Origin of the sequence: Brevibacillus parabrevis, assembly GCF_022701015.1 — a bacterium.
In the GTDB taxonomy this organism is placed as follows: Bacteria; Bacillota; Bacilli; order Brevibacillales; family Brevibacillaceae; genus Brevibacillus; species Brevibacillus parabrevis.
Window position 1 is genome coordinate 3,755,766 of the sequence record NZ_CP064090.1, and the last position, 18,018, is coordinate 3,773,783.

The window sequence follows — 18,018 nt, forward strand, 5'->3', positions numbered from 1 at the left end:
GGAGGGGAACCATGAACGAGAACGCAAGAACAGGCTTGGAAGTCGCCATCATCGGGATGTCGGGCGCTTTTCCAGGTGCGAAAAATCTGGAGCAGTTTTTTCATAATATGAAAAATGGCGTGGAAAGCATCTCCTTTTTCTCGGACGAAGAATTGGAAGAAGCGGGCGTACCGGCAGCGGTGTACAAGGCGGAAAACTTCGTGAACGCAAAAGGTCACCTGGAAGAGAGCGACTATTTTGACAACAACTTTTTTGGCTACACCCCGAACGAAGCCCAATATATGGACCCGCAGACCCGCTTGCTGCACGAGCATACGTGGAAAGCGCTGGAGGATGCCGGTTATCCGCCAGGTACGACCAATGACGCTGTCGGCGTATATGTGGGAGGGCGCCCGCACTTTCGCTGGGAGGCGTTGTCCTTATCGGTAGGCTCGCATAACGGGGCCGAGGAGTTTGAGATCGCCCACCTGAACGATAAAGATTTGATGAGCACGAGAGTATCCTACAAGCTGCATCTGACAGGGCCGAGCTATACGCTGTTTACCGCCTGCTCCACGTCATTGGTCGCGGTGCATGTAGCCTGCCAAGGCGTGCTCAGCGGGGAATGCGAGCTTGCAGTGGCTGGCGGCGTATCCATCACCAGCCCCTTGAAAAATGGATACGTCTATCAGGATGGGATGATTTTGTCAGCCGACGGTCATTGCCGTGCTTTTGCTGCCGACTCTAGCGGAACGGTGGTGGGCAATGGGATCGGACTGGTCATTTTAAAGCGGCTGGAAGATGCCTTGCGCGACAACGACCATATATACGCGGTCATCAAAGGAACGGCGATCAACAACGATGGCAACCGCAAAGTCGGGTACACCGCTCCAAGCGTAGACGGACAAGTCGAGGTCATTCGTGCCGCTCATCGCGTGGCCAGAGTAGATCCGGCGACGATCAGCTATATCGAGGCTCACGGAACCGGGACAGCTTTGGGTGATCCGATCGAAGTCAAAGCGCTGACCCGGGCTTTTCAGACGGGAAGAAAAAATTACTGCGGGCTAGGCTCGGTCAAAACGAATATCGGACATCTGGACAGTGCGGCGGGGATCGCGGGATTGATCAAGACGGTACTGGCAATCGACAACAAATGCTTGCTGCCTACGCTGCACTTTTCCAAGCCGAACCAAAACCTCGAACTGGAAAATACCCCCTTTTTCCTGGTGGACCAGCCGACAGAGTGGGATCATTCGGCAGGCCCCTTGCGAGCAGGGGTCAGCTCGTTTGGCGTTGGCGGAACGAATGCGCATGTGGTGCTGGAAGAGTCGCCTGTCAGACAAGCAGCCAAGTCAAAAACGCATGAGAGCAAGCTGCTTGTCTTCTCCGCCAAGACCCGGGAAGAGCTGGAGCGTGCGACGGACGACTTTGTGACATTTGTCAAAAGGAACCCAGGTGCCGAGCTTTCCGACATCGCCTACACCTTGCAAATGGGGCGGGCGCATTTTTCCCATCGTCGCTATGTAGTCTGCGCTGCCATGTCAGATGCTTGCGCTGCGCTTGAGCAAAACGAGCCGCAAGCTTTTGGGCTGGTGGCGAAAAAGGCAGTCCCGCCGATTGCTTTTGTGTTTTCCGAGATGGGCGCGAAGGAAGCGTCTTTGCTCTACCAAGCTGGTTTGCAAAGTGCGTATTGCCGGGACGAATTTGAAGCGTTGCTGCTACAGGCAAGCGAAGTGCAAGGAACCGCAGGCTCGCTTCTTCTCGATGCTCCTACGCGGTATGGGCAGATGCTGCCTTTTCTTTTCCAGCTCGCCACGGCCAAATGGTTGCTCCGCATGGGAGTACAGCCTGCTGCTGTCACGGGAGTCGGAAGCGGAGAGTACGTGGCAGGGTGTCTCGCCGACGTGTTTTCCTTTGAGGATGCGTTGCTGCTTGTGGGAAAAAGGGACGAGCTATTGGAAGAATGGAGCGGCAACGAAGGCGATCTGTTCTTGCTGGAAGCTCTCCAGAGCGAGCTGTTTGAAGCTGTTCACACCGTCCCACTCTCGCTGCCATCAATCCCTGTGGTGTCCTACGATGCGGGGAAAACGATTTCTCGCGAAGTGACGCTTCCTGACTACTGGGTGAATCGCTTCGGGGGAGGCAATGAAGGACAAGGGGCGTTTGTTGCCTGGCAGGAAGCTGCCGAGGAAGTTCAGCATCTGTTGTTTGGCCCAGAGCGGGAAGGCGGAGGAACAGGGCTTACAGCAGGGGGAGCCGAAAGTCAGCCCGCCTTTTTGTCCCTCGTGACTGGCCCTTCCGGTATCGAGCAGCGTCTTCTTGAAGCGATCGGTCATTTGTGGTCAAAAGGCTGCCCGATCAAATGGGCCGAGCTGAACAAGCATCTCGGGCAATCGCGTGTCTCGCTTCCCACTTATCCGTTTACGCGGAAAAATTACGGGATGGACCCCGAGCAGCTGAAACAACTGAACGATTTGCTGCAAGGTCAAGCGCCAGCGCAAACAGCGGGCAAGGCGGAGGAAGTAAAGCAGAGCAGGGAAGACTGGCTGTACATTCCATCATGGACCCGCTCAGATTACGACGAGGCAGCAGGGGAGCTTGCGCCTTGTCTCTTTGTCGTTTTCGCTACCAAAAACTCTAGCGTGATCCGGTGGATCGAGCAGATCGAGACATCAGGTCACACCGTTGTCCGCATCGAAACAGGCGAAGGCTTCTCCAAGCAAGCGGAAGCGACCTATACGGTAAACCCGGACAATCCCGCCGATCTGGTCAAACTGCTCGAAACGCTGGCGCTACCCGCTGACCAGCCCTTGAAATTCGTTCATTTTTGGTGCTACGACCAGCAGGTGGACGCTGACGACGCCAAGCGGGCGGCGCAGCAATGGAATCGGCTTGGCTATCACACTTTATTGAACCTGGCAAAAGCGATCGGACAGCTCCGGCTCCAGCAGAAAATTGCCGTCGATATCGTCGCCAGCGACGTTTTTGAAGTCATTGGAGACGAGGCGGTCGTGCCAGCCAAAGCGACACTGCTAGGCCCGGTTCGCGTCATTCCCAAAGAGTTCGAAAACATCAGTTGCAGGCTGATCGATGCCGACCGCCGCGAAAACCAGCGCGTAGCTCGCTTGCTGCAACAGTGGATGGACAGCGGGGAGAGCTTCGCTGACGTGCTGGCCATTCGCCATGCGTACATTTGGGAGCCTGCCTTCAAGCAAATTCAGCTGCCTGCTTCTGCCGCTCCGGCTTCCCAGCGTCTCAAGCACGGGGGAGTGTACGTCATTACCGGAGGTCTGGGAGCCATCGGATTGCAAGTAGCGAAATTTTTGGCGGAAAAGTACCACGCGAAGCTCGTCCTTATCAATCGCTCGCACTTTTTGCCGGAAGCGGAATGGGACAGGTGGCGTGCGCTCCACGGAGAGGACGATCCAGTCAGCCAAAAAATCGCGCTGCTGCGGGAACTGCAGGCTTCCGCGAAGCAGCTTTTCTTGTATCAGGCGGATATTGCCGACGAGGAGCAGATATTGCGAATTTTCAGCCGGATCATGGAGGACAATCAGTTAATTGACGGGATCTTCCATATTGCTGGCGTTCCCGATGGAGCTGTCATCCAGCGCAGAACAAGCGAGCTGTGCGAAGCCGTGTTTGCGACAAAAGTTTACGGTACGGCGGTCTTGCAAAAAGCGATTGAGCAGTTGGCGCTACCCGTCGACTTCTTGTTGCTCTTTTCCTCCTTAAGCTCGGTCATCGCTCCACCCGCGCAAGTAGCGTACAGCGCCGCGAATGCCTTTTTGGATGCATTTGCCTTGACGAATACGAAAAACGGCGTTTTCACCCAGGCGATCAACTGGGATACGTGGGAAAATACCGGAATGGCCAGCATCTCGGCGACATTCCGTCCGGACAGCTCCGCGCTTCCCGGCATTTCGTACCACAAGCTGGCGCATCCGTTTTTCCAGTACGCCGCGAAAGAAAATACAGGACGCACGACGTTTTTGTCCCATTTTCAGACGAGCAAAGACTGGATTTTGGCTGAGCATCGGGTAGGAGACAGAGCGGTATTGCCGGGAACGAGCTATGTGGAAATGGCCTGCGCCGCCTACGCATCGCTGCATCCCGGCATGGAAGCAGCGATGCGCCTTCAGGACGTGTTCTTTTTGACGCCGCTTCTCCTTGAGGACGGGGCTGCTGTTCATGTGCGCACCGTGCTGCTGCGGGAAAATCAGGGCTATCGGTTTACGATTGAAAGCTGCCCGGACGTGCAAAAGGCAAACTGGATTACCCATGCTCGCGGCTATGTCGGTGCGGGGCAGAGCCAACAGCGCGATTATCAGCTCGCTGCTGTTCGCGATGCCTGCGCTCAAAGCCAGTACGGCCCAAGCGACTACAACAATCTGCGCGACAGCCAGTTTACATACGGGCCGCGCTGGAACAGCTATCGCTGGGGAACGTTTGCACAAGCGCAAGGACTGTCGCTGATCGAACTGCCAGCGGAGTTTGCGGAGGATACCGCTATTTATCGTTTCCATCCGGCGATCATCGACGTGGCATTGGTCTATATGAATCGCGCTGAAACGGCTGGCGGTCCATACGTGCCGTTCTCCTACAAAAGTATTACGATCCACGGCAAAGTGCCCTCCAAAGTGTACAGCCATATTCGCTGCCGGACAGCTTCACGTCCGGACAGTAAAATCGTCGAGTTCGACCTGACGATTATGGATGAACAGGGGCGGGGGATCGTCGAAATCGAAGGCTACCAGGTGGCGGCCGTCTCGGCTCAACAGCCGGACAAGGATAGCCATGAGATGCCACAGCCAAAGTCACAACCGCAACCGCAGTTGCCGTTGCAGACGAAATCGGCTTCTTTACAGGCAGAAGATGAGGCGGCGCTCGCCACTTCGGCCCCGTCTTTGACGGTGGAAGAAGGACTGCAGCTGCTCGATACGGCGCTCGCCGCCAGTTACAGTCAACTGCTCGTCTCAACCGTGGATTTGCCTGCGCGGTTTTTGGCGTACAAGCGCCAGCGGGTGAGCGCATTGGCTGAAAGCAGCAAAGAGTCTACTGCTGAGCCGCTGATGGCCAGCAAGCCGCGCCTGTCGCTTGCGGAGGCGGAAAAGCTCATCGCGAGCATTTGGCAGGCGATCTTGGGCCATGAACACATTTCCCGCGACGACGACTTTTTTGAGCTTGGCGGAGACTCGCTGAAAGTATTGACTGTTGCTGAGCGGATTTACCAGGCCAGCAGCATCAAAATTCCGATCACGGTCTTCTTCCAGTCAACTACCGTCGAGAAGCTGGCCCGCTACATTGCGGATACGCATGATGACGGACAAGCGTACACGGCGATTCCAAAAGCAGCGCCGCAAGCGTACTATCCGTTGTCGTCGGCGCAAAAGCGGCTGTATTTTCAGCAGCAAGTCCAGCCGGATAACGTCGCTTACAACATTCCAGAAATCACCTACATGGAGGGCGATTTCGACCTGGACAAACTGCAACACGCCTTCGAGCAGGTCATTCAACGCCACGCCATTTTGCGTACAGGCTTTGACGTCATCGATGGCGAGATGGTGCAGATCATTGCAGACGAGGTCGCATTTCAAGTGGAGTACCAAGAGCTGGCCGAATCGGACGTGCAGCAGACGGTCGAGCAGTTTATGCAACCGTTTGACTTGCGGCATCCTCCCCTGATGCGGGTAAAAGTCGTCCGCTACGCTGCGCAAAAATACGTGTGGCTCTTTGATATCCACCATATCGTAGCCGACAATATCTCGGTTTCGCTTTTGCAAAACGAGCTGATCCATTTCTACAACAATCAACCGGAAGCGCTTGACCCCGTTTCGTTGGAGTATGCCGATTTTGTCGCGTGGCAAAATGAACGAATTGAGCGCGGAGATTATGACAAACAAACCGAGTATTGGCTCCGGCAACTATCAGGGAAGCTCCCGGAGGCATTGCTTCCGACCGATTTTCCCCGTCCGTCTGTGCTGAGCTATCGCGGCGACATTTATACGTTCCATCTGGAAGAGGAGACGACGGCCAGGCTGAAAGCAGGCATGAAACGCAACACGACCACTTTGTTCATGAACATGCTCGCCATTTTCCATATCTTGCTGCACAAATATACTGGCCAAGAGGAAATGATCATCGGAGCGAGTCTCGCCGGAAGAAATCACGCCGATTTGACGAAAATGGTCGGAATGTTTGCGAATGTGCTGCCGTTTTATTCGCGACTGGAGCAAACCGCCACGTTTGAAGATTACGTAAGCGGAGTAAAAGAGAAGAGCTTGGAACTGTTCGAGAATCAGGACGTGCAGTTTGAGATTTTGGTGGAGAAGCTGGGGTTGACTCACCAGTTAAGCGCCCATCCGCTGTTTACGGTCATGCTTGTGCTGCCCGATTTCAAGCCTGCCGAGATCGCGATGCAGGGGCTTGTGTTGAAGTCCTATCCTTTCCGCAACCCTTCCGCGAAATTCGATTTGACTCTCTGGGTGTACGATTACGACAGCAAAATCGAAATGCGCATGGAATACTCGACAGATTTGTTTACCCGCAAGACGATCGAGACGATGACGGGACATTTTCTCGCCATTGCCAAGCAAGTCGTCGACAACCCCGACGTGCTTGTAAAAGAGATTGTGCTGGATACGAGACTTGCCAAAGCAGCAGCAGAAGCGTTGCTGGAAGATGGAAACGATTTTGCCTTTTGAGCAATCGAGAGCATAGGAGTGGTAGCGTATGGGAGGTCATTTCGATACGAACGTGTCGTATTTGAATGACATGTATAAAAAAGAATATGAGTATTGGCAAAACAAGCTGGCAGGCGCAGCAGAGAAAAGCTGCTTTTTTGCCGGAGCGCATGACACAAAAGCAGAGGAACTGCGCATGGAGACGGCAGACTTTGTCCTCCCGAGCCATTGCGCCAATCGACTGGTGCAAATCAGCAACCACTCCGATGCCAGATTGCACGTGCTGCTGCTGGCTTATACAGCCGTGTTGCTGATGAAGCACACGGGGCAGACGGATATCGTGCTCGGAACCAGCATCTACCGTCAGCAAGCGAATGAAGAGTTTATCAATACGGTGCTGCCGATCCGCATTCCGCTCACCAACGAAATGCCGCTGCTTGACGTGATTACGGACGTCAGGCAAACCGTTTCCGAGGCTATCGAGCATCAAAACTACCCGATTGAGCTGATCTTGAAAAATGCGAAGCAGCCTGCGGATTTTCTGGACGTCTCTGTTATTTTGGCGAACATTCAGGAGCTGTCATACTTGGACAGGGCCTCGTCCAACCTCATTCTGGCTTTTGACAGGCAGCACGACGAGCTGCGTGTCCGCATCCATTACAATGCCTTGCTTTACCAAAAAGAGCAGGTCGAGCGGCTGGTGGAACAGCTCTCGATTTTGTTGGAACATTCACTCAACAATCCGCGAGTGCCACTGAAAGAGCTGTCGATCCTCACCGCGAGAGAGCAGGAGCTTTTCGTTCGGATCAATGAGACGGCGGTGCGTTTTCCAGAAAAGGCGACGATCTCGTCGCTTTTTGAGGAAGCTGTCCAGGCGTATCCGCAGCATACAGCTGTTGTGTTTGAACAAAAGCGGCTGTCGTATGACCAGCTCAATCAAAAGGCGAATCAACTGGCCCATTGTTTACGGGAGCGGGGCGTAACCGCCGAATCGATAGTAGCCGTGTTGATGCCGCCGTCCGTGGACATGATCGTCGCCATTTTGGCCGTATTGAAGGCGGGCGGCGCGTATTTGCCGATTGACCCGGATCTTCCCGCGCACAGAGTCGAGTACATGCGACAAGACAGCCAGGCCGCCTATGTCGTGACACTGCAAGCGCAATCGTTGGCCAGCGGTTTTGCTGACGTGATCTTTGCCGACGACGAGCGACTCAATCATTATTCTGTTGCCAATCTAGAGCCGATCCATCAACCGAACCAGCTTGCCTACATTATTTACACGTCGGGAACAACGGGCAATCCCAAAGGAGTCATGATCGAGCACAGAAACGTAGTCCGCTTGTTTTTTCATGACAACAATCGCTTCGCTTTTTCTTGCGACGATACGTGGGTGCTGTTTCACTCGTTCGGCTTCGATTTTTCCGTTTGGGAAATATTCGGAGCTTTGCTGCACGGAGGCAAACTTTTGCTGCTATCGAACGTGCTGAAGCGGGATTATCGGCAACTCGTACAGCGGTTGCGAGAAGAACAGGTGACCGTCTGGAATCAAACACCTTCCTCTTTTTACCAGTTTATCGAGGAAGAGCTGAAACAGCCGGACAAAAAGCTTTGCTTGCGCTACGTCATTTTTGGCGGGGAAGCTCTGCTGCCTGCGAAGCTCGCCGCCTGGCATGACAAATATCCCGAAACAAAGCTTATCAATATGTATGGAATTACAGAGACGACTGTCCATACGACTTACAAGGAAATTGCCGCAGAGCAGATTCGCTCGAATGAAAAGCGGATTGGCGTGCCGTTTTCCACCGTCCACTTGCACATTTTGAACAGGCAAGGAGACGTCGTGCCCACAGGTGTCGTCGGTGAAATCTGCATTGGCGGCGAAGGAGTCGCGCGTGGCTATTTGAACAAACCGGAATTGACAGCGGAACGGTTTCAGCTATGCCAGCTTGGCGGCCAGATGCAGCGGCTTTATCGCTCCGGCGATTTAGGGCGGTATTCGTCTGACGGAGAAGTGGAATACATCGGGCGCAGGGACAAGCAAGTGAAAATCAGGGGGTATCGCATCGAACTGGATGAGGTGCGCTCCCATCTGTTGACGATGGAAGGCATTCAAGAGGCTGTGGTGATGGCTCGGGAAATCGAGGAAGACGGCAAAATTCTTTGCGCCTATGTCGTGATGAAAGAAGAACAGGCAGAGCGCTTCGATCCGGTGGAAATCAGGCAGTATATGCAAACGCGCGTCGCCGACTATATGATCCCGTCCTTTATCCTTTTGCTCGACAAAATACCGTTAACGATCAATGGAAAAGTGGACGACAACCAATTGCTCCAGATGGAGTTCAGACAGAGCGGCAAGCGCGATGTTGTTCAACCAGGCACCGAGCTGGAAAAACAGCTCGCAGAGGTTTGGGGCAAGGTTCTCAAAACCGATTCCATCGGCATTCATTCCACGATTTTTGATTTGGGCGGGACTTCTTTTGACGTGCTCAAGATCAGCAAAGAGCTGACGGATCAACTGGGGCGAGAGGTGACTGTCGTGACTTTGTTTACTTATCCGACGATCAGCATGCTGGCAAACGTACTGGAAGCAGAAGTCACTACCCGGAAGCTGCAAGCCGACGCCCGGCTCGACTCGATCGAGGACGGGAAAAAAGCCCGATTGCAAAAATTACGTCTGTTAAAAAAGTAGGGATGATATGGGACACGAATACAATGGCCTGGAAATAGCCGTAATCGGCCTGGCAGGAAGGTTTCCGGGAGCAAGCAATGTCACGGCGTACTGGGAAAACTTGAAAAACGGCGTGCACTCCATCCAGACGTTTTCCGAAGCCGAGCTGATCGAGGCGGGGGTAGACCCGCAAGCCGTCAAAAGTGCAGAGTACGTCAAGGCAAAAGGGTATCTGGAGAGCGGAAATCGCTTCGATGCCCGTTTTTTTGATTATACGCCACTGGAAGCGGAGCTTATGGACCCGCAAATGAAGGTGTTTCACGAGTGCATTTGGGAAGCGCTGGAGGATGCCGGCTATGCCGCGCAGGTCGAGCAGAAGCTGATCGGCTTGTTCGCAGGAGCTTCCCCGAACCATATGTGGGAAGCGCTGATGAGCCTGTCGGGAAAAAGCGAGGCGATCGGCCACTGGGCTGCCACCCAGCTTGTGGACAAGGACTATTTGAGCCTGCGGATCGCGCATAAATTAAACCTGAAAGGCCCTGCCTTAACGATTTATACCGCTTGCTCGACTTCGCTTGTCGCTGTGCACATGGCGGCCCAGTCGCTGTTGAACGGCGAGTGCGATCTGGCATTGGCTGGCGGGGTTACCGTGACGCTGCCAGGAAAAAGCGGCTATGTCTATCAGGAAGGAATGATTTTGTCGCCAGACGGCAAATGCAAGGCGTTTGATGCAAACGGACAGGGCATTGTCGGCGGAGACGGGGCGGGCGTCGTCGTATTGAAGCGGTTGCAGGATGCCATCGATGATCGCGATCAGATTCACGCCGTCATCAAAGGCTCCGCTGTCAACAATGACGGTATGCAAAAAACCGGGTTTACGGCCCCGAGCACAATCGGACAGGCGGAAGTGATTCGCACCGCGCTCAAGGTAGCGGAAGTAGCGCCAGAGAGCGTCGCTTATATCGAGTGTCACGGAACAGGGACACCGCTTGGCGATCCGATTGAACTGGAAGCGCTGGAGCTGGCCTATCAGCCTTCGCAAAAACACTCCTGCGCGCTCGGCTCGGTCAAGACCAACATCGGTCATCTGGACAGCGCAGCCGGGATCGCTTCGTTCATTAAGGCGGTGCTGGCTATCAAGCATCGCCAGCTTCCGCCTTCGCTGCATTTTCAAAGCCCGAATCCGCATTTGGACGTAATTGAGAAAGGCTTTTACATCAATGACAAACTGACGGAGTGGGAAAAAACGGATGAGCCGCTGCGGGCCGGGATCAGCGCATTCGGAATCGGGGGAACCAATGCCCATGTGATTATCGAAGAAGCGCCTGCCGTGCGGGAAGCAAGCGCTGGCCGAAGCTGGCAACTGATGTTGCTCTCGGCCAAAACAGAGCAAGCCCTGGAGCGATATAAGCAAAATGTTGAGGAATACTTGCATGCTAATCCAGATGCACGTCTTGAAGATGTTGCCTATTCGCTGCAGGTGGGACGAAAGCATTTTCCCGTTCGAGAAATCGCGCTTTGCAACCAGACGCTGGCACAGCCGCTCCGCTTTATCGGGCAAGATTCCAAAGCTGCTTTCGCCAAGGAAAAGCTTTCCGTCGCTTTTGTATTCCCTGACTTTGCCGCAGACAGCTGGGAGGAGGGCGAGCTTGCAGAAATCGTCCATCTGTGCCAGGAAGAGCCTGCCGTCCAGCAAGTAATGGCACAAGCGCTGCGCTTGTTGAATCAGCAAGTGTTTGGGCAGGCGGCTGTGTCCATCGCGGAGAAGCTGCGCGCGCCGAAGCACGGGCAAGCTTTGCGCTTTGCGCTCTACTATGCGATCGCCAAACTGTTCAAAGACTGGGGCGTTGAACCGCAAAGCATGTGGGGATACGGCAAAGGCAATCTGCTAGTCGAGTGCCTGGAGGGGCGCCTTGCTTTTGGTGATGCGATTCACGCGCTCGTGGGTCGCGATCGGCTTGACCACTTTGCGCAAACAGAAAGCAATCGCCCTGTTTCCAAACCGGATGGGCTGTGCCTGATCTTTGGCTCGGCACAGGCTGGGGAACCTGGCATGGAACAAGTCGCGGCTTATGGTCACCAGCTCAGGCTGGAGCGTATCCATTCCTACGCCATTTTGGAAGCGCTGGGAACGATGTGGTTGTACGGTCAGGAGATCAATTGGACTGCCTATTATCAACACGAAGAGCGAAATCGTGTGTCTTTGCCAACCTACGCCTTTGACTCGCAGGAATTTCCTGTGGATAAAAGTCTGTTCAACTTCGGGCAGTTCGCCAGCCGTCTTCAGCCCAGCGAGAGCAGCGCGGCGCACAGAAGGGAAGACATCCGTTCATGGTTTTACGTGCCTGCATGGGAAAGCTCTGCTTTGCCAGCCTATGCAGAAAAAGCGATTGCCAGCGAGGCGACCTGGCTCATTTTCCAGGATCAGACTGGCTTGGGGGAAGCGCTGGCGAGCGAGCTGAAAGAGCGCGGCGCCACGTATATTATCGTCGAGCAGGCCGAGCGCTACCAGCGAGTGACGTCTGCCCACTATCGACTGAATCCGCAAAAGCCGGAAGAGTTGGACAGCTTGCTGGACGATTTGCAGACGGTACCGGATTGTATCAGCTATCTATGGACAGTGACGTCGCCAATCGAACCGGAGCTGGCGGCCGTTGAGCCGAGCCAGCAGCAGTTTTTTTACAGCCTGTTGCAGCTTGCCCGGTACATCGGGAGCAAGGCTGGCAGCAAAAAGATGCGCTTGCAGATCGTGACGAACGGACTGTATTCCGTTACCCAGGACGAACCAATCTGCCCGCTAAAAGGGGTCGTGCTCGGGGCAAGCAAGATCATTCCTTACGAATACCCCAACAGCAAAGTTTGCACGGTCGACATCGAGCTTCCAGCGGGCGACAAGCAGACAGGTAACCATATGGCGCTGGCGGCGAATCTGCTTCGGGAATTTCAGTTTGATTTTCCGCACAAGCAAGTGGCGCTCCGCGGCAAAAGCAGGTGGATTGAAGCGGTGCGCGAGCCTGTGCTCGTGAAACAGCCGGAAAAGCTGCCGCTACTCAAAGAAAAGCTCGTCTGCCTGATTACCGGGGGACTGGGCGGAATGGGCTTCGCCTTGGCGGAGTATTTGGCGAAGAGCTATCAGGCGCGGCTCGTCTTGATCGGACGCTCTGCTTTTCCGCCGCGCGAGCAATGGACGCAATGGATCGAGGACAAGCCCGATCATCACTTGTCCGGCAAAATTCGCACGATCCTGTCGCTGGAACAAGCCGGGGCGATGATCGACGTTTACAGCGTGGATATTTCCGATTATTCCGCCATGCAAAAGGTAGTTCGTGAGGCGGAGATGCGGTTTGGGCCGATTACTGGCGTTTTGCACACGGCCGGGGTTCCTGACTACGTAGGGGTAATCCAGCGCAGGACGAAGGAAATGACCGACCCGATCTTGCTGCCCAAAGTACAGGGAACGATCGTGCTGGATACGCTTTTTGCAGAACGCGCACTCGATTTCTTTATCTTGTTTTCCTCCATCGGCAACTACATTTACGGGCGCAAATTCGGTCAAGTCGGCTACAACGCAGCGAATGAGTTTTTGGATGCGTTCGCCGCGTATCGCTTGCAGAAACGGGCTGGCTACACAGCTTCGATCAACTGGAACGACTGGGCAGAGGTAGGGATGTCCGTCACCGCGATGGAAAAAAACCGCAGCATGAATCGGCAAGTCAACGAGCGGCAATTTGCCGAAGAGGCGATCTCGCCGCAGCAAGGGGTAGAAGTGCTGCGCTACCTTTTGGAAAACCAGTTTCACCGGGCCATCGTCTCTGTCCTTGAGCTTCCTGCTTTAATGGAAGAAAGCAATCAGCTCAGCGAAGAGTTCATTTTGGAAAAAGAAGCGGCAGTCGCCGTGCAGACTGAGCTGGTGCCCGCCAAAATCAACCGCGCAACGCTGTCCGAAGCCGAGCTGACAGAGATCATCGCGGACGTATGGCGCAGTGTATTGGGAATCGCAGCGATCAGGAGCGACGAGGACTTCTTCGCTCTAGGCGGAGACTCGCTGAAGGCGATCACGATGATTGCGCTTCTCTATAAAAAGCTGGATGTCAAACTGCCTCTGCCGACCTTTTTCAACAAGCCGACGATTGGCGAGATCGCCTGCTTTATCCGCGGGGCGGACCGGACAGATTTCTCGCAGATTCCCAAGGCGCAAGAAAAAGCGGGCTATCCTTTGACTTCCGGACAAAAACGACTGTATTTCCTCAGCCAAATGGAGGAAGCGAACAAGCAATATAACAACATCATTGCGTTGCGCGTGAAAGGTTCGCTTTCCTACGAAAAATTGGAGCGATGCCTGAACGAGCTGATTCGCAGACATGAAAGCTTGCGCACCTCGTTCCAGCGCATTGATGGGGAGCTGCTGCAGGTCATTCACGAGCCGTTCCCGTTTCCTGCCGACTACAGAGAACTCAACGAGCCAATCAGCGATGCGCACATCGAAGCGTGGATACAGCCGTTTGATCTCGGCGTTGCTCCTGTATGGAAGGTGGGCATTTTCAAGGAAAGCGAGCAAAGCCACGTGCTCGTCTTCAACATTCACCATATCATCACAGACGGCACATCCAACTCGATCTTGATTGACGAGTTTACGGCTTTGTACCAGCAGCAGGATGGACAGTCTTCTGGACTTCCCGCTTTGTCTGTTCAATACAAGGATTACGCAGAGTGGCAGCAGGAAAAGACAACGCTCGCCGGACACCAGGCGGACCAGGAGTATTGGACCGGGATGTTTTCCGGCGAAATTCCGCTGCTTGACCTGCCGACGGACTTTTCCCGCCCGCCTTACAAAACGTATCGCGGAGGCATGGAGATGTTTTCCATCCCGCAACGCCAAGCCGACGAAATCAAGCGGATGGCCACGAGCCATGAAGCGACGCTGTACATGGTTTTGCTGGCGGCATGGAACGTTCTTTTGGCGAAGCTCGGCAATCAGGACGAGATTATCGTAGGGATTCCGACTTCGGGACGGAATCACAGCGATATTCAAAATGTGATCGGCATGTTCGTTCAAACGCTTCCGCTCAAAAGCACCGTACGCAGCGACATGACCTTTGCCGAGCTGCTGAACGCGATCAAAGGAAACATGTCCCACGCCCTGGAGCACCAGGACTATCCGTTTGAAGAGCTGGTCAGCCAGATCGAGCTTTCCCGGGACTTCGGGCGCAACCCGTTGTTTGATGTGATGTTCGCGTTTCAAAATGTCAGCCGTCAAGGGAGCGGTGAGAACCATTCGTCTGCCGGGCTGCAAATCGAGCCGTATTCGTTCAAAACAAACACAGCCCGCTTTGACTTGACCTTGGATGGCGAAGAACGGGAAGGCGAGCTGTTTTTTACCGTAGAGTACGCAAGCGATCTGTTTACAAAAGAAACGATTACCCGTTTTATCCGCTATTTCCAAAAGCTTTTGCAAGATGTGATCGCGCAGCCGCAGCAAAAAATGAGCCAGCTTTCCTTGCTGGATGCCGACGAGCGGGAGCGGCTAGTCAGCGGGTTCAATCAGACAGCAGGGGAATATCCCGAGCAACTGCTGGTGCATGAGCTTTTTGAAGCCATGGCCGAAAAATGCGCTGATCAGCCTGCGCTAACGTTCCACAACCAGACGATGACGTACCGTGAACTGGATGCGCGGGCCAACCAGCTCGCTCATGCGCTCAAATCGCATGGCGTCGGCGCGGGCCAGGTCGTCGCCCTCATCGCTACCCGATCGTGCGACATGATTGCGGGACTACTGGCGATCGGCAAGGCGGGCGGCGCGTATTTGCCTGTCGATCCGAGTCTGCCAGCCAATCGAGTCGCCTATATGCTTGCGGACAGCCGTGTCCGGGTCATTTTGACCAATACGACCGTGGAGGCAGCAGGCGAGCGGCAGGTCATTGACATGCGCGATCCTTACGTTGCGGCGCAGCCTCAAGAACGGCTGCCGCTGGAAAACAGCAGCACCGATGTGGCGTATTGCATGTATACCTCAGGCACGACCGGATTTCCCAAAGGAATTTTGATCGAGCACCGCGCCTTGATCAATTTCCTTCACGGCATGACCGATGTGCTTTCTTTCGGCGAAAACGAGAAGTTTTTATCCTTGACGACCGTTTCTTTCGATATTTTCTGGCTGGAGAGCATCCTGCCGCTGTTGACAGGCCATCAGGTGGTGATTGCCGATGAAGACTGCCAGCGAGATGTGCTCAAGCTGGCAAGCCTGGTCAGACGTGAAAAAATTACCGTGATGCAGACGACGCCATCGCGCTTGAAGCTGTTGCTGGCGGAGCCGGAATTGGCCGGGCAGCTCAGTCGCCTGCGCTACTTGCTGATCGGGGGAGAAGCTTTGCCGCAGCCGTTGGCAGATGCAGCCGTGCGACTGTTGCCGGAGGGTCGAGTCTACAACCTGTACGGTCCTACCGAAACGACCATTTGGTCCACGATTCAGGAAGTGGCGGCGACGCAGCCTGTGACCATCGGCAGACCGCTCAAAAATACCCAAGTCTATGTTCTAAGTCCAGAGCTGATGCCGCAACCTGTCGGCGTCCCTGGCCTTTTGTATATCGGCGGGCACGGTTTGGCCCGTGGGTATCAGAACAATCCAGAGCTGACCCGAGAGAAGTTTATCGACAACCCGTTTCGACCTGGCGAAAAAATGTACGCGACCGGAGACATGGCAAGGTGGACGCGGGAAGGCTTGCTCGACTATTTGGGACGAACCGATTTTCAGGTGAAAATACGCGGTTACCGGATTGAGCAAAGCGAAATCGAAAATTTGCTCGATGCCCATCCTGCTGTTGAAAAAGCGGTGGTGCATGTCCAGCAGGACGCTCAGCACGAACAGCTGCTGGTCGCGTACTATACGGCTGCCTATCCGGTAACGAGCCAGGAGCTGCGGGACTATTTGCGCCAACAACTGCCGGAATATATGATTCCGTCCTTGTTCATGCCGCTTGCGCAGATTCCGCTGACCATCAACGGCAAAATCGACCGGAAGTCGCTTCCGGAGGTAACCGGGGTCGCAGCAGAGCAACAAGAACTGGTCGAGCCGAGGGACGAAGTAGAAGCGAAGCTGTACGACATTTGGCGAAACGTACTGCGCAGCGAAAGCATGAGCGTCCGCGACCGATTTTTTGAGCTGGGCGGAAACTCGATTCAAATCATGCAGCTCGTGTATGAAATCAACAACAGCTTTGCATGCTCCATGCAGTTCAAAGACTTTATCGAACTGCAAACAATCGAGGCGATTGCCGGTTTTATTCGCGAAGCGATCCACGAAGAGCGCGTAGCCGACTTGCCAGCCTTGATACCGGAGCCAAGCCAATTGCATGAACCGTTTCCGTTAACGAATGTGCAAATGGCCTATTATTTGGGCAGAAGCAGCAGCTTCGAGCTGGGCGGAGTCTCGACGCATTCGTATCAGGAGATTGTCACCAGGCTCGATATCTTGCGTCTCAATCATTGCCTGAATTTGTTGATCCGCAGGCATCCCGCGCTGCGCACGATCTTTTTGCCCGATGCCCGCCAGCAAATTTTGGCAGACATACCCGAATACGCTATCGACATCCGCGATTTGCAAGGATGCGACAAGGAAGAAAAAGCGGCGATTCTGGCAAAAGAAAGAGAGCGCATGTCCCATGCGATTTTCCGTCCGGGGCAATGGCCGCTTTTTGAAATCAAAGCGTTTCGCTTGAACGGGCAAGAAAGTTTGCTGTGCATCAGCTTTGACTTGCTCATCATGGATGCTTACAGCCTGGAGATTTTAGGGAAAGAGCTGCAAAAGCTGTATGAAGGCGCTGCGGACGAGCTAGATGAATTATCGCTTTCCTTCCGGGATTACATGATCGGCTACGAGCGACTGAAAACCAGCAGCTTGTATTTGCAGGACAAGGAATACTGGATGGCAAAGCTGGACGATTTTCCGCTGGCACCGGAAATCCCGTTGCAGGTGCAACCGTCCCACGTCAAAAATCCGTACTTCCAAAGAAAGTCGAAGCGATACGCCAAAGAAAGCTGGCAAGTTTTGAAAAAGGCGGCCCAGAAGCACAATTTGACTCCTTCGGCGGTTTTGTGCACGGCGTATGCCGAAGTGCTGGCGAATTGGAGCAATCAACTGGACTTTAGCCTGAATTTGACCTTGTTCAATCGTCTGCCGTTGCACCCGGATGTGGATAAGCTTGTCGGAGACTTTACGTCCGTTGCGCTGGTCGAGGTACGGCTGCATCCAGCGGATACGTTCTGGGAGAAGGCAGGCAAAGTTCAGCAGTCGTTGATGGAGGCGTTGGCTCATCGCCATTTTGACGGGATCGATGTGATGCGGGAGATCAGCAAGCAGCGAGAGTTGGGGAACAAGGCTGTCTTGCCCATCGTGTTTACGAGTGCCTTGTTTGAAAATGAAGACAGTGTCCAGCAAGCGACTGACGATGCGGAGTACACATCCGAATGGGAAAACGATACAAGCGGCATCACGCAAACTTCCCAAGTCTATCTCGACAATCAGGTGGCGCTCCTTGACGGAAACATCGTCATCAACTGGGACTACATCAGCGAGTTGTTTGACCCGGTGGTGATTGACACGATGTTCGCCCAGTACCTGACCCGGATCGATACGATCTTGAACGACGAGGCCGAAAAGGAGTTGCCTTCGGTATCCGTCAGTGACAGAGC

Annotated in this window: 2 protein-coding genes and 1 pseudogene; all 3 read left to right on the forward strand. The window is 54.3% G+C overall.

The genetic code is table 11. The features are described from left to right. Positions 1 to 11 precede the first annotated feature (11 nt). Complete coding sequence (locus IRJ17_RS17840) at positions 12 to 6,683, forward strand: SDR family NAD(P)-dependent oxidoreductase (protein WP_242771320.1); 6,672 nt, start codon at positions 12 to 14, stop codon at positions 6,681 to 6,683. A 28-nt stretch (positions 6,684 to 6,711) separates the two neighbouring features. Then, positions 6,712 to 9,351 carry a non-ribosomal peptide synthetase gene (locus IRJ17_RS17845; RefSeq protein WP_242771322.1) on the forward strand — a complete coding sequence of 880 codons (2,640 nt, stop codon included), beginning with the start codon at positions 6,712 to 6,714 and terminating at the stop codon, positions 9,349 to 9,351. Positions 9,352 to 9,358: 7 nt separating this feature from the next. Beyond that, positions 9,359 to 17,926, forward strand: a pseudogene (locus IRJ17_RS17850) (amino acid adenylation domain-containing protein); the annotation flags it as partial. Between the last annotated feature and the right edge of the window lie 92 nt (positions 17,927 to 18,018).